This window comes from Halobacteriovorax sp. XZX-3 (genome assembly GCF_043196495.1).
In the GTDB taxonomy this organism is placed as follows: Bacteria; Bdellovibrionota; Bacteriovoracia; order Bacteriovoracales; family Bacteriovoracaceae; genus Halobacteriovorax_A.
Genome location: NZ_JBEBMO010000002.1, coordinates 769,158 through 794,309 on the forward strand (window position 1 = coordinate 769,158; position 25,152 = coordinate 794,309).

Annotated in this window: 31 protein-coding genes; 20 read left to right on the forward strand and 11 right to left on the reverse strand. The window is 36.8% G+C overall.

Annotation, left to right across the window (positions count from 1 at the left end; all coding sequences use genetic code 11):
- The first annotated feature begins 95 nt into the window (after positions 1–95).
- On the forward strand, positions 96–302 hold the full coding sequence (locus tag ABMA70_RS14175; RefSeq protein ID WP_103218124.1) for a cold-shock protein: 207 nt from the start codon (positions 96–98) through the stop codon (positions 300–302).
- 17 nt (positions 303–319) lie between these two features.
- Here the strand turns inward: ABMA70_RS14175 and ABMA70_RS14180 are convergent, their stop codons facing one another.
- Complete coding sequence (locus ABMA70_RS14180) at positions 320–724, reverse strand: hypothetical protein (protein WP_392992579.1); 405 nt, start codon at positions 722–724, stop codon at positions 320–322.
- A 108-nt stretch (positions 725–832) separates the two neighbouring features.
- Here ABMA70_RS14180 and ABMA70_RS14185 point away from each other — a divergent pair, with 108 nt between their 5' ends.
- A complete protein-coding gene (locus tag ABMA70_RS14185; protein ID WP_158246878.1) occupies positions 833–1,000 on the forward strand; it encodes a hypothetical protein in 168 nt (55 codons plus the stop codon).
- Positions 1,001–1,008: 8 nt separating this feature from the next.
- On the forward strand, positions 1,009–2,460 hold the full coding sequence (locus tag ABMA70_RS14190; protein ID WP_392992577.1) for a disulfide bond formation protein B: 1,452 nt from the start codon (positions 1,009–1,011) through the stop codon (positions 2,458–2,460).
- Positions 2,461–2,463: 3 nt separating this feature from the next.
- On the opposite strand, the gene ABMA70_RS14195 is transcribed toward ABMA70_RS14190, so the two are convergent.
- Positions 2,464–3,027, reverse strand: coding sequence for a redoxin domain-containing protein (locus ABMA70_RS14195; protein WP_158246877.1), 564 nt, complete (start codon positions 3,025–3,027; stop codon positions 2,464–2,466).
- A 61-nt stretch (positions 3,028–3,088) separates the two neighbouring features.
- On the opposite strand from ABMA70_RS14195, the gene rlmN reads away from it, so the two are divergent.
- The 8 genes from rlmN to ABMA70_RS14235 all read left to right on the forward strand — a co-directional run bounded on the left by rlmN (position 3,089) and on the right by ABMA70_RS14235 (position 9,962).
- Positions 3,089–4,123: a 23S rRNA (adenine(2503)-C(2))-methyltransferase RlmN gene (rlmN, locus tag ABMA70_RS14200; protein ID WP_392992574.1), complete on the forward strand. Its 1,035-nt coding sequence runs from the start codon at positions 3,089–3,091 to the stop codon at positions 4,121–4,123.
- 96 nt (positions 4,124–4,219) lie between these two features.
- Positions 4,220–5,152, forward strand: coding sequence for a glutathione S-transferase family protein (locus tag ABMA70_RS14205; protein ID WP_392992572.1), 933 nt, complete (start codon positions 4,220–4,222; stop codon positions 5,150–5,152).
- A 10-nt stretch (positions 5,153–5,162) separates the two neighbouring features.
- Positions 5,163–6,029: a pirin family protein gene (locus ABMA70_RS14210; RefSeq protein WP_103218118.1), complete on the forward strand. Its 867-nt coding sequence runs from the start codon at positions 5,163–5,165 to the stop codon at positions 6,027–6,029.
- A complete protein-coding gene (locus tag ABMA70_RS14215; protein ID WP_199177545.1) occupies positions 6,029–7,231 on the forward strand; it encodes a multidrug effflux MFS transporter in 1,203 nt (400 codons plus the stop codon). The genes ABMA70_RS14210 and ABMA70_RS14215 overlap by 1 nt, the downstream gene beginning before the upstream one ends.
- Before the next feature lie 36 nt (positions 7,232–7,267).
- Complete coding sequence (locus ABMA70_RS14220; protein WP_103218117.1) at positions 7,268–8,041, forward strand: phosphatase PAP2 family protein; 774 nt, start codon at positions 7,268–7,270, stop codon at positions 8,039–8,041.
- The gene (locus tag ABMA70_RS14225) at positions 8,038–8,964 is read left to right on the forward strand and encodes a hypothetical protein (protein WP_392992569.1); all 927 of its coding nucleotides are present in this window, start codon (positions 8,038–8,040) and stop codon (positions 8,962–8,964) included. The genes ABMA70_RS14220 and ABMA70_RS14225 overlap by 4 nt, the downstream gene beginning before the upstream one ends.
- Positions 8,965–9,186: a hypothetical protein gene (locus ABMA70_RS14230; protein WP_103218115.1), complete on the forward strand. Its 222-nt coding sequence runs from the start codon at positions 8,965–8,967 to the stop codon at positions 9,184–9,186. It abuts the gene before it with no gap.
- Positions 9,174–9,962, forward strand: a complete 789-nt coding sequence (locus tag ABMA70_RS14235; protein ID WP_392992567.1) for a hypothetical protein — start codon at positions 9,174–9,176, stop codon at positions 9,960–9,962. Before ABMA70_RS14230 ends, ABMA70_RS14235 begins: the two co-directional genes overlap by 13 nt.
- On the opposite strand, the gene ABMA70_RS14240 is transcribed toward ABMA70_RS14235, so the two are convergent.
- The 8 genes from ABMA70_RS14240 to ABMA70_RS14275 form a co-directional block, all read right to left on the reverse strand.
- Positions 9,940–10,749, reverse strand: a complete 810-nt coding sequence (locus ABMA70_RS14240) for a hypothetical protein (protein ID WP_392992565.1) — start codon at positions 10,747–10,749, stop codon at positions 9,940–9,942. The two genes, ABMA70_RS14235 and ABMA70_RS14240, sit on opposite strands and share 23 nt — an antisense overlap.
- Positions 10,750–10,802: 53 nt before the next feature.
- Positions 10,803–12,326 (reverse strand): hypothetical protein, encoded by a 1,524-nt coding sequence (locus tag ABMA70_RS14245; RefSeq protein WP_392992564.1) that lies wholly within the window; start codon positions 12,324–12,326, stop codon positions 10,803–10,805.
- Between the two features lie 143 nt (positions 12,327–12,469).
- Positions 12,470–13,057 (reverse strand): hypothetical protein, encoded by a 588-nt coding sequence (locus ABMA70_RS14250; protein ID WP_103218111.1) that lies wholly within the window; start codon positions 13,055–13,057, stop codon positions 12,470–12,472.
- A gap of 11 nt (positions 13,058–13,068) precedes the next feature.
- Positions 13,069–13,653, reverse strand: a complete 585-nt coding sequence (locus tag ABMA70_RS14255) for a hypothetical protein (RefSeq protein ID WP_103218110.1) — start codon at positions 13,651–13,653, stop codon at positions 13,069–13,071.
- A 15-nt stretch (positions 13,654–13,668) separates the two neighbouring features.
- Entirely contained in the window at positions 13,669–15,156 is a 1,488-nt protein-coding gene (locus ABMA70_RS14260) for a DUF4105 domain-containing protein (RefSeq protein ID WP_392992561.1), read from the reverse strand.
- Between the two features lie 96 nt (positions 15,157–15,252).
- On the reverse strand, positions 15,253–15,687 hold the full coding sequence (locus tag ABMA70_RS14265; RefSeq protein ID WP_103218108.1) for a DUF5522 domain-containing protein: 435 nt from the start codon (positions 15,685–15,687) through the stop codon (positions 15,253–15,255).
- The gene (locus ABMA70_RS14270) at positions 15,687–16,418 is read right to left on the reverse strand and encodes a YebC/PmpR family DNA-binding transcriptional regulator (protein ID WP_103218107.1); all 732 of its coding nucleotides are present in this window, start codon (positions 16,416–16,418) and stop codon (positions 15,687–15,689) included. Before ABMA70_RS14270 ends, ABMA70_RS14265 begins: the two co-directional genes overlap by 1 nt.
- Before the next feature lie 65 nt (positions 16,419–16,483).
- On the reverse strand, positions 16,484–16,996 hold the full coding sequence (locus ABMA70_RS14275) for a TlpA disulfide reductase family protein (protein ID WP_103218106.1): 513 nt from the start codon (positions 16,994–16,996) through the stop codon (positions 16,484–16,486).
- A gap of 137 nt (positions 16,997–17,133) precedes the next feature.
- On the opposite strand from ABMA70_RS14275, the gene ABMA70_RS14280 reads away from it, so the two are divergent.
- Both ABMA70_RS14280 and ABMA70_RS14285 read left to right on the forward strand, forming a co-directional pair.
- Positions 17,134–17,355, forward strand: coding sequence for a SlyX family protein (locus tag ABMA70_RS14280; RefSeq protein WP_103218105.1), 222 nt, complete (start codon positions 17,134–17,136; stop codon positions 17,353–17,355).
- 6 nt (positions 17,356–17,361) lie between these two features.
- Positions 17,362–18,849: a YdiU family protein gene (locus ABMA70_RS14285; RefSeq protein ID WP_392992558.1), complete on the forward strand. Its 1,488-nt coding sequence runs from the start codon at positions 17,362–17,364 to the stop codon at positions 18,847–18,849.
- A 12-nt stretch (positions 18,850–18,861) separates the two neighbouring features.
- On the opposite strand, the gene ABMA70_RS14290 is transcribed toward ABMA70_RS14285, so the two are convergent.
- Positions 18,862–19,302: a DUF4430 domain-containing protein gene (locus ABMA70_RS14290; RefSeq protein WP_392992556.1), complete on the reverse strand. Its 441-nt coding sequence runs from the start codon at positions 19,300–19,302 to the stop codon at positions 18,862–18,864.
- 80 nt (positions 19,303–19,382) lie between these two features.
- Between ABMA70_RS14290 and ABMA70_RS14295 the strand changes: the two genes are divergently transcribed.
- The 7 genes from ABMA70_RS14295 (at position 19,383) to ABMA70_RS14325 (ending at position 25,142) form a co-directional block, all read left to right on the forward strand.
- Positions 19,383–20,414, forward strand: a complete 1,032-nt coding sequence (locus ABMA70_RS14295; RefSeq protein ID WP_392992554.1) for a serine/threonine protein kinase — start codon at positions 19,383–19,385, stop codon at positions 20,412–20,414.
- Between the two features lie 74 nt (positions 20,415–20,488).
- Complete coding sequence (acs, locus tag ABMA70_RS14300; RefSeq protein WP_392992552.1) at positions 20,489–22,384, forward strand: acetate--CoA ligase; 1,896 nt, start codon at positions 20,489–20,491, stop codon at positions 22,382–22,384.
- Positions 22,385–22,452: 68 nt separating this feature from the next.
- Positions 22,453–23,487: a fatty acid desaturase family protein gene (locus tag ABMA70_RS14305; protein ID WP_392992551.1), complete on the forward strand. Its 1,035-nt coding sequence runs from the start codon at positions 22,453–22,455 to the stop codon at positions 23,485–23,487.
- Between the two features lie 25 nt (positions 23,488–23,512).
- Positions 23,513–24,064, forward strand: coding sequence for a hypothetical protein (locus ABMA70_RS14310; RefSeq protein WP_392992550.1), 552 nt, complete (start codon positions 23,513–23,515; stop codon positions 24,062–24,064).
- Positions 24,054–24,377 carry a hypothetical protein gene (locus ABMA70_RS14315; RefSeq protein WP_146037858.1) on the forward strand — a complete coding sequence of 108 codons (324 nt, stop codon included), beginning with the start codon at positions 24,054–24,056 and terminating at the stop codon, positions 24,375–24,377. The genes ABMA70_RS14310 and ABMA70_RS14315 overlap by 11 nt, the downstream gene beginning before the upstream one ends.
- A 56-nt stretch (positions 24,378–24,433) precedes the next feature.
- On the forward strand, positions 24,434–24,613 hold the full coding sequence (locus tag ABMA70_RS14320) for a hypothetical protein (protein WP_103218097.1): 180 nt from the start codon (positions 24,434–24,436) through the stop codon (positions 24,611–24,613).
- Between the two features lie 124 nt (positions 24,614–24,737).
- A complete protein-coding gene (locus ABMA70_RS14325) occupies positions 24,738–25,142 on the forward strand; it encodes a hypothetical protein (RefSeq protein WP_103218096.1) in 405 nt (134 codons plus the stop codon).
- The last annotated feature ends 10 nt before the right edge of the window (positions 25,143–25,152 follow it).

Genomic DNA, 25,152 nt, shown 5'->3' on the forward strand with positions numbered 1-25,152 from the left:
AAATTCTCAAATCTCAATGTTTTGGCGATAACTTTTCTATTGTTAATTTAGTTCCCGGCAACTGATTGTCGGTCTTGGAAAAAATAGGGAAGAATATGAATACAGAGCAAACAGGTAAAGTTAAGTTTTTTAATGAAACAAAGGGTTTTGGGTTTATTAAACCAGATAGTGGGGAAGGGGACTTATTTGTTCATATCTCTGCTGTTGAAACTGGCAATAAGTTAAACAATAATGATAAAGTTACTTATATGCTTGGGGAAGGTAAACGTGGACCTTGTGCAACTCAAGTTAAAAAAGTTTAATTTTTGAAGAGGGACATTTATTGTCCCTCTACTGCCTTACATGACCAATCAAATGAATGAATATCATATTCTGGAATACGGACAAAGGCCCAAATATTTCCATCGATACCACCTACGACATGATCAAGTCTTATTCTGAAACTTCCAGTTGTGAAAGACTCAACTTTGGCATCATATTTTGGAATATAGTTAACTTTTTTACGGTATGAGAATTCCTTGTTTTGATTAGTATCTTCAACATAAACTTCAATTTCATGAAAGATTGGCCCTCTTCCGTATTGTGATTCATATATCATCGCATCAGTAACTTTTGATTGCCCATCATAATTCACACAATGATAGAGAGGTTGAGATTTTGATCCAAATTTTGCCAGTGTCACACTAGAAATTAGTATTAAGAAAATTAGCTTAAGACTATTCATAACAACTCCTTTTGTTATCTTTCTATTTTACTGCAAAGCTAAATTTAAGGGAATTTAACTTAGCTTAAATTAAACACAAGCCGAAATGAGCTGATAGAAGGAGTCTGTATGGAATTTTTAGAAATGGTACTGTTAATAATTGCCGGTTTTCTAGTATGGAAGAAGCCTCAAAATCAAAGGCAAGCAGAAAAGTTTCTTTATAGTGCTACATTCTTAATGTTCTTAATTTGGTTTGTTGCAACAAAATCGATGATTCTTCCGCCTGGTAACTACTAGAGGTGTCCATGACAAATAAATCAGAACGTTTCTATAATATCGTGGCCCTGGCATCAATGGCCCTGATTATTCTACCTGTTGGAATCGCATGTCTCATTCTAGGGTTTGGTTTAGGTGATAATCCTTGTATTCTCTGTTGGCAGGAAAGAGCAATCCTAATTTTTGTTACATTAACAACTCTCTTTATTATGCGCTATGGCCTTAGACCAAAATATCTCGGTTTATTAATTCTGTATTGTACGATTGGAATCTTCATGACCTTAAGGCATACAGGAGGTCATTTCTTAAGAGATCTTGGTCAGGGATTTTCTTTAGAAATATTTGGACTCCACACATATACGTGGGGTGTTGTTATATGCTGGTCAATTTTATTAATTCTCTCAATTATACTTATATTCTTTGGTAATAATTTAGTTGATAATGAAGACGGAGAAGTTCGCTATCTTAGTAAGTTTCAATCATTGGCATTTATCTCTTATTTCATTATTTTATTTTTTAATTCGGTACAAGCATTTACCCAAGTTGGTCCTCCACCATTTATTGGACATAGTGATCCCGTGAGATTTTCTTGGGTTCCTAAAAACTGGAATTGGTCGACTAAGAATTGGAGTGGCCTATTAAAACCATTTAGCTTAAGGGGAAACTACTCAATTGATAAACCTTACTTTAAGTATGATGAAAGACGAAAGATTGCAATGTTTCAAAGTGGTGATGAATTAATGAAGGTTAAGGAGGTTAGTCTTCCTAGTGAGATTAGGGGGGGGATTAGAGATATCGATTATAATAGTGAGTCAAAGCTTTTTGCCATCGTTACAGATCAATATTTTATTTATATCTTAGATGATAATTTAAAAAGTATTCTCTACTACGTACGAATAGATCCTCTTTATAGTATCGATATAAAAACTCTTGTTGGTATAAGCTTCATTGGCCCACGTCGTCTTATGGTTACAGGATATAATAAGTCATATGTCGTCATCCGTATTGATGAGGGAGCGAAAATTGTTGACCACTATGCAGGTTTTTTAGAGGGAACAAATGGAATTTCTGAGAAATATCGAGGACGTCTTTCAAGTGTTCGCTCGAAATACTCTTATATTCGCTGTTTAGCATATGATAAGAAAACTCAAGAACTCGTTATCGTTTCAATACCCAATGAAAAGAATAATAAAGTTATTGCAACTAGATTTTCTAGTGCAGATTTTCTTTTGAATAGTGAAAAAGAAATCTTCATTGATGATAATGATCTAGGCCCAGTTATCTCAAGCCTTAAGGTTATTGACTCAATTTTATATGGCCTAGATCCAAATAGTAGTGAAATACTTATTCTCGATAATGAGCTAGATGCATTCTCTGGCTCTATAAAATTACCTAAAGGTAATTATCATGGCCTTGCTGTTTTTGAGGGCAAACAATTTGTTCTCATTGAGCAAAAGCGTGCAACATTTTATACAAAGTAAGCTTTATTCTAGCGCTGCTAAAATATCATCATTCTTTGTACGATCTTTATATTCTTTGTGTATATCTTGATAAGTGATTTTACCATTTCTTATGACAAAAACTGCAGGGTGAGCAACCATGTGATGTGTCTGCCCTGAGTCTCCTTCAATATCAATCTTATAAGACTGCTTATATTTTTGAACAAGTTTGTCGTCGAGTTTGTTAACAATATTAAAGGCCAAGAGAAGACTCGCTTTAGGATCTGAGACAATGTCAAAAGTGTATTGATATTTCTTTTTCATTTTATGAGCAATCATCTTCTTATCCACACTAATGGCCACTAGCTTAGAGCTTTTATCAAGTTTTGGCATAACTTCTGTTTGAATACTTTGAAGTTGTTTCATGCAATATGGACACCAAGAACCGCGATAAAAAACAAGTACCGTTTTCTTGTCGCTATCATCTAGAATTATTTCCGTACCTTCAATATTTTTAATCTCTATATTAGGGGACTTGGTTCCGACACCTAGGCCAAGTTCTTGGGAAAAAGTAAGAATTGAAAATAAGCTGATTAATAAAACTTTCATAATTGACCCCTTTTGATTCTTTAGCATGGACTATATGTGTTAATTCTTATAATGTGACTTGGTGAAGCAGTCATTTTATCAACTTACATTCAATGAGTTACAGCAGTTACTAGAGCAAAATGGGCTCAATGTATCGGCCGCTAATCTACTTTATAATTGGTATTATAAAAGAAAAAATCATTACAGCAATTCAATCACTGATATTGCTAAGAGTACGTTGTCTTTTATTGATGCTAATTTTAACTTTATTTTACCTCGTCCTGTAAAAGTTCAGCAGGCAGACGATAAAACGGTAAAATTTCTTTTTGAATTATCAGATGGTTCTAAAGTAGAAAGTGTTTTAATTCCTTTTAATAAGAAGTATTCAATTTGCCTCTCTTCTCAAGTTGGTTGTGCCATGAAGTGTTCTTTTTGTTTCACTGGTACGCAAGGGCTAAAAAGAAATCTTTCAGCTAGTGAGATTATTGGTCAATTTCTAGCTGCCTGGCATTGGCTAAGAGATCATCGCCCAGGTGAAGAGAGAATTCTTAATATCGTTTTTATGGGACAAGGCGAGCCATTACATAATTTTGATGAAGTAAAGAAGGCCTGTGATATTTTTACTTCTCAGTATGGAACTTCGATTGGCCATCAAAAGATAACGATCTCGACAAGTGGCTATATCCCAGGACTAAAAAGATGGAAAGATGAGATACCTGGAGTTAATTTAGCACTTTCCCTACATTCACCATTTGATGAAATACGTGACGAGCTAATTCCAATTAATAGAAAGTATCCTCTTAAAGAAGTACTTGATTACATTGATGGTATACCTCTTCGTTATAAGCAATTTGTTACATATGAGTATTTGATAATTAAAGATTTAAACGATGGAAATGAAGATGCGAAGGCCTTAGGTGAGCTTCTTAGAGATCGACGTGCTTTAATAAATCTCATTCCTTTCAATGAATTCCCTGGCACAAAATATAAGAGGCCAGAGCTTCAAAGTGTTCAGGATTTCAAATTAATCCTGGAAGAATTCAAAATCCCGACGATGGTTCGTACCACTAAAGGTGATGACGTCCTTGCGGCCTGTGGCCAGCTAAATACTAAATGATCTAAAGTTAGAACAAGTTGATCTGGTAAATGATCTTTTAATCGATCCATTTGTTCGTTATTCTATACCCGTTAATAATCAAACAAAGGTTTAGTAATGGGACGTTTAGTCGATGGAAAATGGGTCAAGTCTTCGGTCATCACAAGTGACGAAAGTGGGGCATATGATCGCGTACCACGCTCGTTTAGAGACACAATAAGTAGCAATCACTCAAAGTATCAACCCGAAAGTGGGCGCTATCACTTATATGTTAGCTATGCTTGTCCTTGGGCCCATCGTACTCTTATCTATCGCAAGTTAAAATCACTTGAGTCTCATATTAGTGTAAGTGTCGTTTCTCCTGATATGTTAGAGATGGGATGGACTTTTGATAAGTCAATCGCTGGTGCAACAGGGGATGATCTATACGGCTTAAACTATCTTCAAGAAATTTACTTGAAAGCGGATCCTAAGGTAAGCACAACTGTGACAGTACCAATCCTATGGGACAAGAAAACACAAACGATTGTTAATAATGAGTCATCAGAAATTATTAGAATTTTTAATTCTGAGTTTAATGAACTTACTGGTAATCATGAAGATTTTTATCCTGAAGATTTAGCAGATAAAATTGATGAGTTAAATGAATTTATATATAGCAATATCAACAATGGTGTCTACCGTAGTGGCTTTGCAAAAACTCAAGAAGCTTATGAATCAGCTGTGACGAAGTTATTTACATCTCTTGATCGAGTCGAAGAAATACTTGAAGGCCAAAAATACTTACTAGGTGACAGGTTAACAGAAGCTGACCTTAGGTTAGTGCCAACTCTTTTACGCTTTGATTGTGTTTACGTAACTCATTTCAAGTGCAACCTAAAGAGAATCAAAGATTATAAGAATCTTTCTCGCTATGTGAGAGACCTTTATTCAATCGAAGGTATTAAAGAGACTACTAATATTGAACATATCAAAAGACACTACTTCTATAGCCACGATGATTTAAATCCATATCGTATTGTCGCTTTAGGGCCAAGTGAAATTTTTTAAGGATAATTAAATGAAACAAAAAGCTATTAAATATATTTTAAATCCTCCGCAAAAACATTGGGTAGGAAATGGATTTCATGTTCACACAATGTTTCACCCAGGTTTTGATATTTACTATTACACAACTCCATTTTTAATGATGGACTTTGCTGCTCCTAAAAAGTTTTCACCAACGCAAACAAAAAGAGGAGTGGGTGAGCACCCGCACCGCGGTTTTGAAACTGTAACTTTTGCCTTTGAAGGTGAAATTGAACATCGCGACTCTGCTGGTGGCGGCGGTATCATTGGCAGTGGAGATGTCCAGTGGATGACTGCTGCAAGTGGTGTTGTACATGAAGAATTTCATTCTCAAAAATTTGCAAGGGAAGGTGGACTATTTGAGATGGTTCAAATGTGGGTAAATCTTCCTAAGAAAGATAAGATGACAGCTCCACGCTATCAGGGGGTAAAGGGGGAGAAGTTCCCTGTAATCAATCCTAGTGAAGGTGTTGAGTTAAAATTAGTTTCAGGAAAATATGCGGATAAAGTAGGGCCTTGTCAGACCTTTACACCAATAAATCTTATTCAAACGAAAATGCAAAAAGATTCTAACTTCCTACTTTCATTAGATGATAAAACAAACTTACTTGTTCTTATTCGAAAAGGAAGTGTTGCAATAAATGGTAATCAAGTTAACGAACACCAATTAGTGATCTTTGAAAGAGATGGCCAAGAGGTTGAGTTATCAAGTAATGTAGGCGCAGAGCTATTGATCTTAAATGGTGAGCCTATTGATGAGCCTGTCTTTTCACATGGCCCTTTTGTCATGAATACAAGAGAAGAGATCATTCAAGCTTTTGAAGATTATCAATCAGGAAAAATGGGACATTTAAGCTAGTGGATTTATCAGTAGAAGAAGTTGGAAAAAAAATTGGTCGTCGTGAATTTATAACTCTGATGGCAGCACTTATGTCATTTGCAGCATTATCAATTGATGCGATGTTGCCGGCGCTTAATCTTATTGGTCAGAGTTTAGGAGTTCAAAACCCTAATGATAACCAGATGATTATTTCCTTCATTTTCTTGGGCATGGGTGTTGGTCAACTCTTTTTTGGTCCAATCTCTGATGCCATTGGAAGAAAGCCTGCAATGTATATTGGTATAGCGATCTTCTTTGTTGGTGGACTTATTTCTTTAAATGCTCATACTTTTACAATGATGTTAGTCGGACGCTTTACTCAGGGCTTAGGAGCGGCATCAGCTAAAATTATTTCAACAGCAATGGTTAGAGATCGCTTTAGCGGAAAGCTAATGGCCAAGACGATGTCGTTAATTATGATTATCTTTGTTCTTGTTCCGGCCCTTGCTCCAACTATTGGACAAGTTATTTTAAGTTTTGGTGGATGGCGTGATATCTTCCTTATTATGCTTGTTCTTGCAGTTCTGTGTCTAGCTTGGTTTACTGTGAGACAAGAAGAAACTTTACACGAAGAGTATCGACGCCCTCTTTCTTATAAGAAGATTAAAGATGCTGCCATTGAAACTTTAAGCCATCCTATAACAATTAGTTATACTCTTGCTTCTGGTCTAGTTTTTGGTGCTTTTATTGGTTATCTAAATACTTCTCAGCAGATTCTACAAATTAAATATGGACTAGGTGAGGACTTCCCATTGGCCTTTGGTGTACTGGCTTCATTTATCGGTCTTTCTTCATTTTTAAATTCTAGACTTGTGGAAGAGTTTGGAATGAAAAAATTATGTCGCCTAGCTCTAACGACAATTTCTTTTATCGCAATTACGTTTAATATTATTTTATTCTTTACTGGAGGACTTCCTCCATTTTTCCTTTTTTATGGCTTTTTACTATTAAGCCTTTTCAGCTTTGGTCTTCTTTTTGGAAATTTCATTGCTTTAGCATTGGAGCCAATGGGACATATTGCGGGAACTGCAAATTCGGTTGTTAGCTCCGTGCAGATTATCATTTCTGCGACAATAGGTGGGGTAATTGGTCAGATGTATAGTGGTGATGTAACGCCAATTGCATTAGGGTTTTTAATCTGCAGTACTCTTTCTTTATTTATCGTTCTAAAAGTAAAATAAATAGACGAATTAGCTGTTTTTTGTTTTCATTAATAGATGTTAAAAGCATTTATTCTTTGTATATTCATTAGCTTCAGCACAAGTGCTTTCGTTGCACCATCCGAGCATATTAGAAAATCTAAGTGGGATATTTCTCCTATTCAAATTCGCTTTATGTCGGCCTTCTTTGCTTTAGAGCTCATTACTTACTCAATCATCTCTCCATCTTTTGTAAAAACAGAATTTGAGGGAGGAGACTTTGATTATAATGAAGATGATCTATCTGTCCCAAAGTGGTTGTATGAGTTAGGTAATCATGGACCTGAGTTATTAACGGTTGGTATGTATGGTTACTACTTACTTGGTAGCGATGAGTATGCTCTAGAGAAAGCATTTGTTTTTACGGAGTCGTTGCTTATTTCTCAAGGAATAACTTTTGGTATCAAGTATACGGCCAATAAAGAAAGACCTGATAGTTCAAACTATCTTTCTTTTCCTAGTGGCCATACCACTCATGCTTTTGCTGTTGGAATGTGGATGAGTAGGGATATCTTTAATAGTGAAAGATTTTATCGAAATTACCTGGTTGCTTCACTTCCTCTTGTCTATGCTTCATATATTGGTTGGAGTCGTATTGATGCAAAGAAACACAGTTTTAAAGATGTCTCTATGGGGGCATTCATTGGCGGGCTTACAAGTTATTTAATGTATGACTTCCATTTTGATAATCGTGGCAATTATCGCTTTAATGAAAAGAGTAAGATTGTCGTAGCGCCAGCAATTGATATAATCAATGAACGCTATGCTCTAAGCTTTGGGATGATGTTATGAGATATTTCTTAATCTTTTTCCTGACAATTTCTACATTCGCTGAAAATAGATTGGATTACCTTTATCGTTTTCCTCAAAAGGGAGAGAGTGTTTTAACTTATTCACTCTATTGGTCTATTGACGAGATGGAGTTTGATAATCGTAGTGCAGGAGTTGAAGAGTTTTTTGAAGTTGACCGCTCTGTTCTTGTTGCCGGACTTGAGTATCGTTATGCTTTTTCAGATAACTTCTTGGCTGCTTTTAGTACTCATGCTGAAATTGCTGATTTTGAAACGCATCTTGAAAATGAGTTGGATGAAGAAACTCCTGAGCAGAGCCCTTTTGGAATTTACGATCCTGCCATAGAGCTTAGATATCGCTTTATCGACTTAAATGAGGTTTTCTTCGACTTGAGTACTAAAGTCGTATGGGGAGCAACAAACTCCGGGAAAACACCACTTAGTAAAACTGTTAGCCCCTTTGATGGACAAGATTACTATCAAGTAAGTGCCATTGCAGGAATTGATTTTAATACTTTCTATCTACTTAGTTATGTCGGGGCCATTTTTTACAATGGTGGATTAAATCAATTTGAATTTGGAAATGAGAGCTTAAAGGCCGAAGATAGTTATCAAGTTGCAATAGGATTTCAAGCACAAATTGATCTTTCAAAGCACTTGAAAGCAAGTCTTGGAATTTCATTTTTATCTGCTGATACTTTTTCGCTTTCAGGTCAGACTCAAAACGTTAATGTTGAGAAATCAACTCAACAAAACTATTTTCTTAAGTTTGATTATCTAAAATATGAGAATAGAATTGGAATATTAACTTTTAAAGTTAATCAGAGAATCGATCGCTATGATCTTCAAGTTGATAATAGTGACCTTTACGTTGCTGATAATTCTTATTTAGATTTTATCTTTCAAGTTGAGAAGTGGTTTTAAATGAAGTTATTTATTATCTTCCTATTTATATTGAGCTGTTCTGAATTTGTTGTCAGAAGGAAACCTAATACTTGTTTAACAAGTAAGGAGTATCCAGAAATTTACCAAGTTATGCGACAATGGGGATGGGATGTTTGGCTAAAGCAAGTCGATATTGAAAATGCTCCGACATTTCGTTATACAAATGATTCTAAATGGAAGGAAGTTGAGTGTCCAAAATAGTTGTTAAGTTTCTCTCATTATTACTTATTCTCTCCCTTGCTAGTTGTAGTTATCGTGAAGTTATTTTAAAAAAGGCTCCTGATTTCTTAAGCGAGAAGATTGATGACTATCTTTCTTTAGATGATGAACAAGAAAAAGAATTAAGAGTTAAAGTGACTAATGCCTTCTTTGAACATCATAAAGAAGTTCTCGAGTTAAAGGCAATTATTAAAAACTATGAAATTCAAAATGACTCATTAAAAGCAGCTATTGTGAAAGGTTATCCTCCGTATTCTCTTATCATGAAGAAAGTAAATATAATATCTGTGGAAGTATTGTCAGGACTTAGTTTTGAACAAAGACAGAAACTTGTAAAAAAGAGAGTCGAAGACCGTAAGGACTATGAGGAGAGTTATGAGCAAAGGGGTGTGAAACGCCTTGAGAATGTATTTGGGAAGCTCTCAGAAAATCAAATTAAACTCGTCAATGAATTTGCTCTTGAATATCAAAAAGATCGTGTTGAGAACCGAAGCTGGCATAATGAATTTATTTCGGCGCTAAATTTTAAAGACCAAAAAGCATATCAGGATTACCTTAAAAAGAATTTTCAAGACATTGTTCCATTAAAAGAAGTTTTAAAACAAAATAAGTCTTTCTTTAAGTTCTTTGATAAATTTTCAAAAACACTAAGCCAGGAGCAAATTGCACTTTTTAATAAAAAGAGAAAAGATTTATTAAATTGGATTGAGCTTTACTTAAAAATCTACCAGGCCCCTATAATTCGTAGCGCATCCTAGCAATTAGTGAATTATTTCCAAAATTGAGCTCTCCACCAACCTCTGCATCAAAGACATCGGAGCTTTCTGACATATCAACTTTTAACTTGAAAGCTTCAAAACCAAGTCCAATAGAGAATGATTTATAGAATTGATAGTCAACAAAGAGGCTTGTTGCAATTACACTTCCGGTATAATCTCCGATTTGTATGTAGAAGATATTAAATTCATTTGAAAGGGTCCATTTAGGGGTAATCTTAACTTCTGATTTGAGCTGAAGAGTAGGTAGTGGTGCTATAAAGTCACTTTCAGTCTTGGTTGTGCCTGTTTCACCAATGCCAAATTCAAGGGGCATAATATAGAAACCTATTCCGGTAGAAATATTAATGCGATCATCTAGGAAAAAGGCGTAAGAATAGGCGAGTCGAACGATGTCAAAATTTAAGATTGTTTCTACTGAAGTTCCTGCGCTAATGACTACTTCGTTATTATTCTTATCGAAGTATTTTATATCTTGATCAAGAATTCTTCTTCCACTCCTATGCTGACTATACCAGCCTGTCGTTAATGAGTGCCTCTTGTTCTGACTAAATCGCCATTCATAATTTAAGCGTATCGAAGATTGGGTGTCATCAAGTCCTAGTGTGTCTTCGGTACTCAATATGAGTGCACCTAAGGATTTCTTTCCAACCTGTATTGTCGTGTCATGATATGTGTATCCTAGACCTAGAGAGAAACGATGAGTACTCCACTCTGCGTATGATAAAAATGGGGCCAGTAGTAGAATGAGTATTAAGGGCTTAGTCATGAAAACTCCTAAACCCTATCTTCTCAGGATAGGAGTTTAGGAGAAAGTTAATTTTAATCTATTCTGTATAGTAGTTCGTTAATTTGTTTTTGATCCTCTTCTTTAGTCGGAGCATTTGCTAGAATTGACTTGGCCTCTTCTAATTGCTGTGCGGTCGCATTTGGATCTTTTAATGTCTTACGAGCATTCTCTTCTTTTTCAAGTCTAAGAAGTCTCTCTTCTTTGAAATCGATAATTTTCTTTCCTTCTGATAGAACTTCATCATAAGAGATCCCACCAGTCGGTCTTTGTGAAGGTGTTTGTGGTAAGAAAATATAATCTGTTCTTTTAAGCTTTAGTCTTTTACTTTGATAAACCATTGCCTTAGCAAACGATTCAAATGCTTTTCTTGGTACATAATGCTCAGTATCTCTCTTTAAGATATAACGTAGCTGAGATAGAGTTGATGCATTTGTTCCATCTTTTGGTGCTTTCGAGCTCATTGGTAAATATGTTTGGTAATCAAGGATATTACTAATTGCAAATTCATGTGCTCCCTTAATCCCAATTGTTCTCATTGTATCATTTGATGTTGTTGTACAATTATAGAAAGGAGTAATTTCAAGTCCTACTTCTGTACGCACTCGGTGTAGTTGCTCTTCAAATATATCTCTAACTTTAAGCATATCTTCTTTTGAGCGTGCGTATCCAATAAGAGTATAAGTTGGCCTATAGTTAACTTGACCTTGAATTAAGTGGCCATAGTAACTTACTAGATCAGTATTACTTGCTAGAACTTCTTTTTCACCTTTAAAGTAAAAGTTAAATGTTTCACCTTTTATCGATAGGTCATTTTGAACTTCTCCCATACCAATAGCAAAATGTCCTGCTGCCGCACCTGGTTCATCTCCTTGGCGTCCGCTTAGAGTTACGATAAAGACATGATCACCTGGAGTTGCTTCGTAATTATCACGATATCTGATTGTGCCTCTAAAAGGCACCTTAGATTGTGAGTTCTTATTCTTTGGCATCTCATTCAAAATATACTTTAGAGGATTCTTATTAAATTTTTCACTTGCTGGATATGGGTTCTCTCCAACAGTAAAAAGATCCGCTGGAATAATTGCATTGATAATGAAGGTATCATCTTGCATATGTCCTTGAGTGTGAACTTTCTTATTTTCAAAGTAGTGGCGTGAGATATAATCAAACTCACTTCCGTAAATCTTTTTTGAACGTCCAAACTCAACACGTTGATCATCGATATAATAGTTGCCATCTTTTGCTCTTGTAAGAACACCGATACGATCTTCAAGATCAGCGACAACTCTTGGCATTTTATCAATTACTAACTTGTCTCCTGAAATTTCACCGTCAAATTCAAAGACATAATCTGGAGAGTTCTTAAGAACTTTATCCATATACCTGTCATAGCGCTTATCGAGCTCTAGTGAGAGGTCTTGGTTTTGGCCGTCTACTTTTACAATTGCTCTGGCCTTGCCATCTTTATCATAAATCTTCCCACGTAGATTTTGCGCATACGTGTTTGTATTTAAGAATAGAATGGTAAGAAGTCCCAAGCAGTAGACGTTTTTCATTTCTCTCTCCTAATTTAGTTAGTCTTTATATTTAATGCAATGATAGTGCCAATTAGGTTATGTGATTTGAGGAGTTTAGGGGAGGATAGTGTTTAGAACTTAAACAATAGGCCCTAGAAGAGGGCCTATTATTTAAACACTTATTAAAGTTGATTATTGATGTAGTTACGGATTTCTGACATAGACATCATATCATCAACGTCCATACAGAATTCACCACGAGCATCAGCTACGCGGATTTCGTCAGCAACTTGCTCAGCAGTAACTTTATCATTTGAAGATCTTCTATCATTTAGATCTTCTGTAAACTCAGCTAGAGTTGATCCTGTCACTTTTGGTGAAAGTTGTGCATCTTGGATTAATTCAATTTGTCCTCTAAAGTTTCTCTTACTGTCATCAATAACACCAGTTGCAGCTAGTGTACTAGATGATCCGTGGTAAACAGCATGAGTTGAAGATGAAAGTCCATCCTCAATAATATCAAGAGCGATTAGATCGATAATGATATTTCCTGAATCTTCTAGAAGCGCAGTTCCTGCAGCGATTGTTGTTGAAGCGAGCTCAACACCACCATAGATCACGGCCACACCAGTTGTACTTAGGGCCGCACCAGTTGCAAGGGCCTTGTCTGTTGGAGCATTATTTCTTTCTTTGTATAGCTCAAGGCAAGATGCTTGCGTTGAAGCTGCTACTGAACATAGTAGTCCAAGGGCAATTAACGATTTTTTCATTGTTTTCTCCTTTATAGTTGTTCACCAATATATTTTTGTATTTGATCTACTGTCATAAGATTTTCACTATCGAGACAGAATTCCATTCTTTCATTTGCTAGTTGAATTTCATTTGCAACTTCATTAACTGAAACTCTCTTATCTAGAGGACGTGTATCATTGATCATTCCTGTCATTTCGATAATGTCGCCACTAATAAGCTTTGGAGCAAGCTCAGAAGCTTGGATAAGCTTAATTTGCTTTCTATAATCTCTGTCTTTAATGATTCCCATGGCCGCAGATGTACTTGAGGCACCATAAAAAAGTGTATCAACAGTTGAAGAAGCTGCGCCTTTGATTGACTTTGAAATTGTAAGGTCACTAAGAGCACTATCGGGATGAAGAATACCCACGGCACTTGTCGTTGATAGACCTAGAGCAATCTCTCCACCAGCAACTGTGACTCCTGAAATCGTAGAAGAAATCCCAACGACGGCCCCTAATTGTTGATAGTCAGGCGCACGATGATTTTCTTGATAAATTTCAAGGCATGATGCTCTTGTACTAAATCCCATTAAAATAGAAATTAGACATGTTAAAAGCATAATCTTTCTCATTGAATTCTCCTATTTCTACCACCTCGAATCGAGTAGGTAGAATCTCTTTTGATGATCTAATATTTTCTTATTAACTAATAAACCTTTGTAAGGGCGAGTGATGACCCTCTCTCTTCTTTTTGTGTCGTGATCTCGCTTCCATCTTGTGATGGACTTTAGAGATTTCTCTTTATTAATCTCTTTGATCTTAGAAAAGCTACCTGTCCCGTAAAACTCTTCTAGTCCTTTAATCACATCTTGTTCACATTTAGAGTTATTGCATATTTCATAAAGTGCATCTGGTGCTTTAGTAATGCCATGAAGCTCGTCAAATGAAATGGCCTTCGTTTCTTGAATTTGAGATGCATAATACTTGAAAGCTTCTAAATCAAGAGTTGCGATTTCATTAAGTTTTCTAAACTCATTAAGGCTAAGTTTTTTCTGTAGTTTCTTTACTTGAGCTGTGTCGATATCGTATTGCAGATATGTCTCATCTTTTAACTCAAGAATATTAGCGACTTTATCTTTAAGCTCTCTTAGAGAGTGAATCTTAATAATAGGGTATGGGTTAATTAAGGCCCTTTGCAAATAATCTGGAAGAGCGAGAGGAATACGTCCTTTAAAGCCCATCTTCTTATGATATGGATAACCAACTTGCTTTAGAAAATTAACAAGTGCTCCAGCACAATTATTAGAGAAGAAAGTGTAGTCTCCTAATTCACTACTTTCAGGTAGTTCATATTTAACAGGAAAAACTTCTTCGACAGTTGTCTTAAATGTTGAAGTCAGATTATTTGGAACGGGTGTTAGGGCAAATACCGAACCTGTACCTGAGCGTAGCGGAAGGATTCCATAATTACCTTGGCCATACTTTTCAGTTGAAAACTTATTCAATTCATCAAGGGTATTTTGAAGTACCGACTTTTGAGTTTCTACTCTGTGCTTAGTAACTTGTTCCCACTGAGTTTTAAGTTCTCTAATGATATTACTTCTAATTTCTTCATTAGAAATTATGATGTAGCGATCAAGGTCACGTCTTTGCTTGTTATTGTATTCATCCATAAACATACGAAGACTTTTCACTTGAGGAAAGACAGGATAGCCACCAAAAATTCCCTTAAAGTAATTAAGCTTTAAAGTGTCGACGTTTGCAACGAAGCTTAGAACAACGTCATCTGCCTCTGTTCCTACATTGTCGACAAAACGTAGCATTGTGTGGCCAAAGCCACTTTCAATATTAGACCAAGAGCTTGAGGCAATAACGAGCTCAAGTCCTACGATATTTCCATTTTCATAGCGATCAAATAGTCTTTTGAAGAAGCGAGAATTCTCGTTTAGAAGGTCTTGGTAATTTGCTCCCCAATTGATTTGATTGGCCCTCTTTTCGAGTTCTTTCTGCTTACGACGCTCCTCCATACGTTCACGCTGCCTTCTTTCAAAAGGCGATTCGTCTCGTCTGGCCTGAGTTGTCAGTGAGCTAAGAAGTGCCATGAGCACTACTGAAAGTAGAGTAATCTTCTTCATATTTTCTCCATTTAATCTGCTTCAATATAAATTGATTACAGAGGTTTCACAGAGAAATTGAAAAAAAGACGAGCGTGTAAAAACAGTGAACAGTGTCTATATAACTGAATTTACTGTATCGAGATCGAGACCTTGCTCTTTAAATTGTTCTTTGAGATAGAGCTTCTTGGCCTGTAATCCACCTTTTTCAATAAGGCCAAAAATCTCACCCTTAAGCTCAACAAAAGCAAAATCACACGAATTTGATTCTGTTATTGTTAATTTCTTAGGCTTGCTACCGCCAAAAGCTGCACCCATTAAAGAAGAGGCAACAGATAGAGATTCTTGTTGGTTGGCATCGACGATGGCCTGGGCCTTCGTTATGTCATTTACTGAAATTTCTTGGCTTTGAATACCGTGTTTATTTAAGGTAAAGCCGTAAGGGCAGTGAAGACATGAAGTCTTACAGCAAGAGCCGCGATTTTTTAAGAACTGAGAGGTTTTCACCTCTCGTCCTTGTTCATTTGTATATGTTAGTTTTGCTTTATCCATTATAAACTTTCGAAACGCTCATCAAATTCAATATTGTGGTAAACCTTTAGAACGTCTTCATCACTTTCAAGGCCATCCACCATCTTCATTATAGTTAAATACGTTTCATCATCAACTTCTTTGAATGTTTGTGGAATTTGTTCAAGAGTCGCTTCTTCTGGAGTAATTCCCATCTCTTCTAATTTCTTAGAGATAGAGCCGAATACTTCCATTGGCCCAGTGATTGAAAAGTAGCCATCTTCCACTTCAATATCTTCCGCTCCAGCATCTATCATCTCAAGAGTGAATTCATCTTCATCAAGGTCTGCAACTGGAACTTCAAAAAGCGCCTTTCTAGAAAATACATATTGTAGAGTACCTGTTGTTCCAATTGAGCCGCCGGCCTTCTTGAAGTGAACTCTTACGTTAGCAATTGTACGAGTAGGGTTATTTGTTGAAGCTTCTACAAATACCGCAACACCATTTGGCCCATAACCCTCATAGTTGATTTCTTCATATCCATCATCTTCTCCGCCAAGACCTTTCTTGATGGCACGATCAATATTATCTTTTGGAACGTTATTTGCCTTACACTTATCAAGAGCAATTTTAAGGATAAAGTTTGAGCCTGGGTCGTCGCCACCTGATTTTACTGCTTTTGTTACTTCAAATAATAGCTTTGTGTAAATCTGACTTTTTGCCTTATCAAGAGCGCCTTTCTTCTTGACGATATTGGCCCATTTTCTTCCCATAGAATCCTCGTTTAATAATAAAGTATTGTTAATAGTAGCTAGTGAGGAACTATTTGTCGAGAATTCTACTTCTTAGCAAGGTATTGCTCTGCGCGCCAAATACCAATAAAGCTTAATCCTGAACTCATGGAACTAACGTGTGGGCCTTCAAGTAGAATTGTTGTCGGCGTTGATTTTACATCAAGAGTTTTTACTGCGTAAGGTGAAGAGATAAAGCGAAACTCGTATGGAGATTGACCGATAAATCTTCTGATTGTTGATTCATTTTCAAATGAGTTGATGGCATAGATCTGATCTGGCGAGAGCTTGCCCTCCAAAACAGATTGATGAAGTCGTTTCATTTCCACTTTACAAGGAGCGCACCATGTCGCCCAAAAGATAGCAAGGCTTCTATCTCTTAAATCCTTACTAGGGAAATCGACTTTTTGATTTGTGCGAAGGTCAACATACTCTTGTGGAGTAAGAGTGCTTCCTTCTTTTTTAAAGTTATTGAGTACAGCAGGTGCCTGCTTGTAAATAATAAACCCAATAAGAAGGATGGAGATGAAATTTGTGGCAATATTCCACTTCTTTTTCATGGCAGTAATTGTACCATGTAAAGGAAGGGGAGTTATTAATAAAATCCTAATATTTTTGACGTCTGTAAGCGCCCAAAACTACAGTATTCATCGACTAAGAAATGGACGCTACTTGAGTAATGTAGTATTTTATAGACATGAATAATGAAGAACTTGAAAAGAAAATAATCGCATTAGAAGAAAAGTTTTGTCACCAAGATCATTTACTTGGCCAACTAAACGAAGTTGTCACGAAACAAGAATTTATCATTGATGAACTTGTCACACATATTAGGAACCTCCTTGCTAATCAAGGAGAGGATTCTGCAGAGCAATTGACACTTGATAATCTTAGGGATTTCAAGCCACCACATTATTAGGTAACTATGATTAAGTTAGAAACTGCATATAAAGGACTACGTGAGTTTAAAAATCTCACAGGTCGTCCACAACAAACTCCTGGTGCACACTTTAGTCGTGTCACACCAGAAAAATCTCCAGCTCCTAAAGAGCTTTGCTGGTCTGGGGATCTTGCTAGGGCCATGGGAATAACTGAAGAACATAAGTCATCTTGGCTTTCTCTGCTAAGTGGCAACCAAGAATCATATAATCCAGCTCCAATTGCAACTCGCTATGGTGGTCATCAATTTGGTCACTGGGCCGGCCAGCTAGGTGATGGCCGTGCCATGACTTTAGGTCTTTATGAAGGACTTGAAGTACAACTAAAAGGAGCAGGTCTGACTCCTTATTCAAGAGGTGCCGATGGTAAGGCAGTTCTTCGCTCATCTTTAAGAGAGTATATTTGTTCGGAGGCCATGTATAATTTGGGTGTTCCAACAACCAGAGCACTATGTCTTGTTGAAACAGGTGAACAAGTCTTACGTGATATGTTCTATGATGGAAATGCTGCTTATGAAAAAGGTGCTATTTGCACAAGAGTTGCTCCTAGCTTTCTTCGCTTTGGGCACTATCAGATCCATGCGGCCAATCACGAATTAGAAGAGTTGACTGAGCTCGTAAACTTTACGATTGATAATTACTTTCCAGGCATGAGCATTGCCCAAATGTTTAAAGAAGTTGTGCGCAGAAGTGCATTTCTTATGAGTGAGTGGATGCGTGTGGGCTTCGTCCACGGTGTCATGAATACTGATAACCTTTCAATGTTAGGACTAACAATTGATTACGGGCCGTATGGTTGGCTTGATCGCTTCGATCCAAATTGGACGCCAAATACGACGGACTTTAGAGAAAGACGCTACCGTTTTATTAATCAAGTAAGTATTGCATATTGGAACCTTGCTCAGCTTAAAGAGGCCCTGCAAGCAGTTTGCCTTGAAAGTTTAGATGAAGCTCTAGATCAATACCCTGAGTATTTTCACAGCTTCTATCAGGAGAGTGTGGCAAAGAAACTAGGACTTAAAACTTGTTCTCGAGAATTTATCGATGAGCTCTTTGATTTAAAATATGAGCTACAGGCCGATATGACTCTTTTCTACCGTACTCTTATGAGTGTGATGGAAGGCAAGGATATTTCTTGGCAAGATGCTTTCTATAAAAGCTTAAGTGATGCAGATCTTACACGAATTAATACTTGGGTCACTAAATGGCAAAGAGAGCAGAAACTTCAAAGAATTGATCCAATGATTGCATTTGGAATTATGAATGAAGTGAATCCTGCTTTTATTCCGCGTAACTATATTGTGCAGATGGTTTTAGATGATTTAGAAAAAGGGGATGAGACATCTCTTAGAAATCTTGAAAAGGCCATTGCTAATCCATATGAGTTAAATGAATTCACAAGACCTTTTCTTGTTAAGGCACCTGATTGGTCCACATCAAGGCCAGGTTGCTCGACATTAAGTTGTTCGAGCTAGTGGGTAACCTTCTTAGTTACAAAACTGAGAAGGTGCACGCATCCAAGTTGGTTCACACTGAGTTAGCCATTCTCCACTATCGTAGTGAGCATAACCAAACCACCACATCACATGATCACCATTTCCTAGTGGAACTTCATCTGGATATACTTCTGGGCTTTGGCCATTAACAGAATAGCACCAACCGTGAGCATTCATTTGTGTATCACTTAAGACTTCCATGGCATCAAGTCCTGTTGGCGTATCAAAGATCGAGTTCATTGCTCTTTGAGTTCCTTTATAAGCAATACCAAAATTATTGAGAAGATCAATCGTAGCACTTCCTACAGTTGAACCTTTTTTAAGCTGCATCTCAGTCTTAAAAAGAGCTCCTCTTTTACAAGGGCCAACAAATTCAAAAGTTGCGGCAAAGCTAAAAGTTGAAATAAGTGCTAAAAGTGCAAATTTGTACATAATCTCTCCTAAGTATAAGGCTTTCTAACACCCTAGGTTTTCATTGCCATGGCACTGTGCGCAAGCATATGATTTTTTACATGACTGATTATGTATGGGGTAGTGAAGAAACCCAATATTTCTTCCAATTGAATCCAGAGGCCATTCTAGACGCTATTGATGCTGTCGGTTTTAAGACAACAGGGCGCTGCCTACCACTAAATAGTATTGAAAACCGCGTTTATGAGATTGAGGTGGATCGCCCAGAAGCAGAGATTAAGTCTCCAAGTGATAATTTCATTGTGGCCAAGTTCTACCGTCCTGGACGCTGGACGAAAGATCAGATCATTGATGAGCATGACTTCATAAAGGATCTAGATGATGCGGAGATTCCTGTAATTGCTCCACTTAAAATTGACGGCACAACTATCTTTGAAATGCCGAACCACAAAATTTTCTATTGTCTCTATGAAAAGAGAGGGGGACGAAACCCTGAAGAGATGAATATCGAGCAGCTTGAAATTATGGGCCGCTCACTTGCTCGTATTCACAGTGTTGGTGCCTTAAAAAGTGCTGACCACAGAATTAAGCTTACTCCTAAGACGTATGGAGTCGCTAACTTAAAGTTCTTAGCTTCGACAAATTATATTCCAACTGATATTCGCGAGCACTTCATTACAATTTGCGAACAAATCATTGCTGAATCAAAACCACTTTTTGAAAATGTAAGTTATCAAAGAGTTCACGGAGACTTTCATAAGGGTAATATCATCTTAAGAGGTGATGACTCATTCTTTGTTGATTTTGACGATATGGTAATGGGCCCAGTGGTTCAAGATGTTTGGCCTATTTGCCCTGGGGATGACCAACAGTCTGTCATTGATCGCAATATCTTTCTAGAAGCCTACGATAGCATTCGCTCATTTCCATACGAGCAACTAAAGCTCATTCCTTCTCTTCGTGCATTAAGGCTAATTCACTTTAGTGCCTGGATAGCAAAGCGCTGGGATGACCCTTCATTTAAGTATACTTTTGGCTATTTTGAATCGCCAAATTACTGGTATGGGCAGATGAATGATTTAAGGGCCTTACTATCTAAGATAATAGAAGTTAAGAATCCTTACCAGTACTAGACGTATCTTAAAAGTTGCGAGAAAATTTACCTCTGACATAAAAAATTAATAAGTAATTTAGCGAGGTAATGAATATGGATATTCGTTTAAAGACTTTCGAAGAATATGAAGCTGCCTATGAGCAGGCCAAAAATAATCCAACAGAATACTGGGGATCTATTGCAGAAAATTTTAAATTTTCTAAGAAGTGGGATGAAGTAACTCTAGGTAATTTTAAAGACGGAGATATCCGTTGGTTCCATGGAGCAAAATTAAATATCACAGAAAATTGTCTTGATCGCCATCTTGCAACGAAGGGTGATAAGAAAGCGATGGTCTTTGTGGCCAACGATCCAAATGAGGCCAATCAAGAATTTACATATAAAGAACTTCACGCTCAAGTTTGTAAAACTGCAAATATGCTAGAAGGGCTTGGCGTAAAAAAAGGGGATCGCGTTTGTATTTATATGTCGATGGTTCCAGAGCTTATGTTTACTGTTCTTGCCTGTGCAAGAATTGGTGCCATCCACTCAGTTGTCTTCGGTGGATTTTCTGCACAAGCACTTGCTGGAAGAGTTGAAGATGCTCAGTGTAGTGTTCTTGTCACTAACGATGGGGGACTTCGCGGAACGAAAGTGACAGAGCTTAAGCCTATTGTTGATGAGGCCCTAGAAGATAGTGCATGTAAGAGTGTAAAAACTGTCATCGTTCATAAGCGCGCTGGAAATGAAGTGGCCATGAAAGAGGGACGCGATATTTGGTGGCATGATGTTTTTGATAAAGCATCAGACAAACACGAGGCACCTCAGCATGATGCCGAAGATCCATTATTCATTCTTTATACTTCTGGTTCAACAGGAACACCTAAGGGAGTTCTTCATACTCAAGCTGGGTATATGGTTTGGGCAGCATATACTTTTGCAAACGTTTTTCAGGTAGAAGAAAATGATATGTACTGGTGTACTGCCGATATTGGTTGGATCACTGGTCACACTTATATTACTTATGGGCCACTTCTAAACGGCGCCACAACAATGATGTTTGAAGGTGTTCCAACATATCCAGATGCGGGACGTTTTTGGGACATTGTTGAAAAGAATAAGGTAACACATTTCTATACAGCACCAACTGCGGTTCGTGCCCTTATGGCCGCGGGAGATGATGTACCTGCTAAGTATGATCTTTCAACTCTTAAGGTTCTAGGTTCAGTTGGTGAGCCAATTAATGCGGAAGCTTGGCATTGGTATAATGAATTTATTGGAAAGAAGAAATGCCCAATTGTTGATACTTGGTGGCAGACTGAAACTGGTGGGATTTTAATCTCTCCACTTGCAGGGCTTACGAAAACAAAACCATGTAAGGCAACTCTTCCTCTTCCGGGAATCGTTCCAGTGTTAGTTGATGATAATGGGCATGAAATTGGTGAAACAATGGCCGAAGGAAAGCTTTGTATTAAGTATCCGTGGCCAGGAATGCTACGTACGGTTTACAAGAATCATGAGCGTTTTATGAATGCTTATCTCAGAACGTACAAAGGCTATTACTTTTCAGGTGATGGCGCAAAACGTGATGTTGAAGGATATTTTAGAATCACTGGACGTGTTGACGATGTTATCAATGTTTCAGGACACCGCTTTGGAACGGCCGAAATTGAAAATGCTATTGGTAAGAATCATGCCATCGCTGAAAGTGCTGTTGTCGGTTTTCCACATGACGTTAAAGGTGAGGGGATCTACGCATACGTTGTAACTAATCTTACTGACGAGGCCGAGGTAACAAAGCTTATTAACGCAACTGTTGTAAAAGAAATCGGCGCTGTTGCTCGCCCAGATAAAATTCAAATTGTTCCAGGACTTCCAAAAACTCGCTCTGGAAAAATTATGCGTCGAATACTTAGAAAGATTGCGGCCCATGACTTCAATAACTTTGGCGATACTTCAACACTTCTTGATCCATCAGTGGTTGAAGAAATTAAAAATGGTGTGAAGTAGCACTTAATTTAAGTTAAGTTTTCAATTCTTATATTATGTATGTCTCTCTTATGTGCTAGAAAAGTATAATGAGAGAGACAACTATCAAAAGAGATGACATTCAGTTAATGAAGGAGATCTTAAAGAACCATCATACCTTAAAAAAAGGTAGGATTTGGTTTGACCTTCTTTCTAATGCTCTAATTGGATGGAGTGCTTTCTTTTATACTTGTTTTCACTTTAATATCTTCACATTCATTCTTGCTATCTTCTTTATCTATCGTGGAACGATCTTAGTTCATGAAGTAAGTCATATTGCAAAGAAGGTAAAAGGCTATCGTACAGCCTTTAATATCCTGTTTGGATGGCCTAATGCTTATCCTGTCTATCTTGGAGATGCCCATCTGTTTCACCATGGTAAGAAAACATATGGCACTGAAAGAGACCCTGAATATAAGTATATTTCTGAGTTTCGATTCCTAACCTTAACAAGGCCGTTCTTAGCTTCAGTTGCTTTACCAATCATTCAAGTCATCCGTTTTGGAATTCTCCCTCTGACATATATCTTTTTAAATTCAGAACAAAAGAAATGGGTCTATCAGAATATTTCAACTCTTGCATTTTCGATGGACTATAAAAGGCCAATAAGAAATGAAAAAAAAGATATTGCTCGCATGGTAAGAAATGATCTTATGTGTGTACTTTATAAAGTTGCAATTGGACTATTGATTTTCCTGGAAGTTCTTCCTTTGCAGACGATATGGATTTGGTTTTCAATCGTTGTGATTTCTTCGACGCTGAATATGTATCGAGCACTCTTTAATCATCTCTATACGAACGAGAGTCTTGTTGCGATGACATGGGAGGAGCATTTACTTGATACAGTGACAATTGAGTCTGGATTAAGTTCATTTTTCATCTTTGTTAATGGACTTAATTATCATGCTATTCACCACCTCTTTCCAGAGCTGCCGTATACGAATTTAGCAGCTGCCCATAAAGAGTTAATGGAGAAACTTCCTGCGGATCATATTTATAAAAGTAATACTTATTCTAGTATTTTCCATGTTTTAGTGACTTCTCTCTCAATACAAAGATTTGACAAAGAAATGATTAGGCCATAATTAGGCCAGCGTGTATACTGTTAGAATGAAACGATTTGTAATTCTACTAATTTTAATTTCTTCACTCGTAAGCTGCTCTAAACCTACTCCTGAACAAACAGTTGAAACTGTTATTAGAGAAACTTTTTCAGCGAATTTTGAAGAAACTTTTAATTATTATGATCCTGGTTTTGGTAGTCAGCAGCAGATCGCAGACTATCGCGGTTTTGTAAATGATGTCGTTGCTTGGGAAAAGAATATCAAGAAGACAAAGAAAGAGGTTCTTTCTGCTATTCAAGGTTTACTGTCTTTCAAAGTGGTTGATGTCAAAGTTGAAGGAAATCGAGCGACAGTAAGAACTGTCATTATTGTTCCAGAGTTTGATAATAAATTTGATATGCAAATTGCCTTATTGAAATTAACTAGGCCACCACTTGTTTCCAATCGTGCGGAAACAAATGCAATTATTTTGAAAAATATCAATGAAGGCCAATATGAGCTTAAGCCAGTTGAAGTTATTTTCAGCTTAATGAAGAAAGATAAGTGGCGCGTAAATGGCGTAACAAATGTTAGAGGACTATGGCGCTTTGAAAATTAAGCAAATACTTCTATTTAGCTGGATCTTCTTTCTTGGAAGTATCGCAAGTGCATCTTCAACTCAAATTGATGTTGAGGATAGTGCAAAAATATTCTTAGACTTTAATCATGAGACTAGCTCTTCTATCGAAAATCGAACAAGGGCGCCAGAGCTCAAGTCTTTGGAAGACTTTCCTGATGATTATTCTCATTTAAAAAATGATGAAAGTGATTTAGTTATTTCTGTCTTTGGTCACTTTTCATTACCTTATATCAATCTCGATTCAAAATTCTATCAAGGAATTCATTCTGGACTCAGTCCACCATTGTCTTAGATCAATTTATAACTTTTTATTTTTTATTTTTTTGATTTAAATCCAATGGAGGATGTATGGAAAACACATCAGTAGATACTTCTGTCGAAGTAAAGAAATACGATTATGAAGGTAAGGTTAAACAACACTATAATAATGATGAAGAGCAGGGAAGTGTCTGGGGATTCTATTTCTGTGTTGGCCTTTTTCTAGCAATCTTTTTTGCGGTAATCATTGTTCAAATGTATTCCCTATAATTACAATTACTTAAGGGGGCGTTGCCCCCTTGTTTAAAATCTAATCACCATAATATTTCTTACTTACTTCATATGATTTGAATTTGATTTCTGTTAGATTCAAAAAAAAATTATGAGGTTCACAATGAAAATTACTTTAGTAACATTACTTGCGCTAGTTTCACTTAATTCTTTTGCCGCAAAATTAGAAGGCAATTATGAGAGCTCTAGTGGCTGTGCCGTTAGTATTGAATGTGAAGATGGATACTGTCATGCAACTGTTGAAAAAGGAGATAAGTCTCTTGTGCTTGAAGGCGAGCTAGAAACAGATAAGTCAGATGAGTTTAGACTCTATCGTCAGTATACAGGGATTGAGACTCGTTGGTTTCATGATGACGAATTCACAGGCTTTAATGATCTTGTTTTAGAGAAACAAAAGAATGGTAAATTCATGGTTGATTCTCTTGATTCAAAATATAATCTCTTTCCCCATTTCCCAAAGAAAGAGAGAAATATCATCGTTTGTAAAAATCTTGTAAGAGTTCAATAAAAAAGGGCCA